Origin of the sequence: Martinezella calliandrae (genome assembly GCF_030272695.1) — a bacterium.
Taxonomy (GTDB): domain Bacteria; phylum Pseudomonadota; class Alphaproteobacteria; order Rhizobiales; family Rhizobiaceae; genus Rhizobium; species Rhizobium calliandrae.
The window spans coordinates 1-676 of sequence record NZ_JARFYN010000186.1 but is presented as its reverse complement, the minus strand read 5'-3'; the positions used below and the strand labels follow the sequence as shown (position 1 = coordinate 676).

Annotated in this window: 2 protein-coding genes; both read right to left on the bottom strand. The window is 58.4% G+C overall.

Annotation, left to right across the window (positions count from 1 at the left end; genetic code table 11):
• Positions 1-122, bottom strand: a 122-nt coding sequence (locus PY650_RS36635) for a helix-turn-helix domain-containing protein (protein WP_285884994.1), incomplete at its 3' end; no start/stop codon positions are given.
• A partial coding sequence (locus PY650_RS36630) for an IS607 family transposase (protein ID WP_285884993.1) occupies positions 116-676 on the bottom strand: 561 nt, incomplete at its 5' end. The genes PY650_RS36635 and PY650_RS36630, both read right to left, overlap by 7 nt.

Here is a 676-nt window from a genome sequence, read left to right as displayed (position 1 = left end):
TACTGGCGTTGCCATTGCGCCAGCGCCCAGTTCCACGCAAACCGCGCCGTCCCCGAAGCGCGGGCAAAATAGGTCCCCTGCTTGTCGGTCGGGTCCAGCGCGATGCGGTGGGCGATCAGCATTGCCAATCCTCCACCGCCTTCTTCACCTCGTCCAGAAGTTTCTGGTTCTTATGCGAGCGCGAGCCATAAAGCCGCGCCGAAAACACAGTGACAATCTCAAGCACGTCCTTGGCGAGGTCTTCGTCGAGGTCTTCCTCGAAGGTCGTGTCCTCGCCCTGGTTCAGGATAACCACTTCGACGTTCTTGGCTTCGCAGATCGCCAACACCAGTTCCGCGCCAAACCGCAGCAATCGATCCTTGTGCGAGATCACCAGACGCCCGACAGAGCCGTTTATAATCTGCGACAGCAGCTTTTTGAGGCCCTTCTTGTTATAGTTCATGCCGGAGCCAAGATCGGCCACGACCTCGAAGGTCCAGCCTTGCCGGGCGCAATAGAGTTCCAACACCCGTTTTTGGCGTTCCAAATCATCCTTCTGATCGTGACTGGACACACGAGCGTAAGCGATGGTCTTGCCGGCGGCGTCTTGAGCGGAACGGAACTGTTCAGGCCGCAGCTTGGCAAGATCGTAACGGCGATGACCACCCGGCGTATGTTCAGCCACCAGACGGCCTTC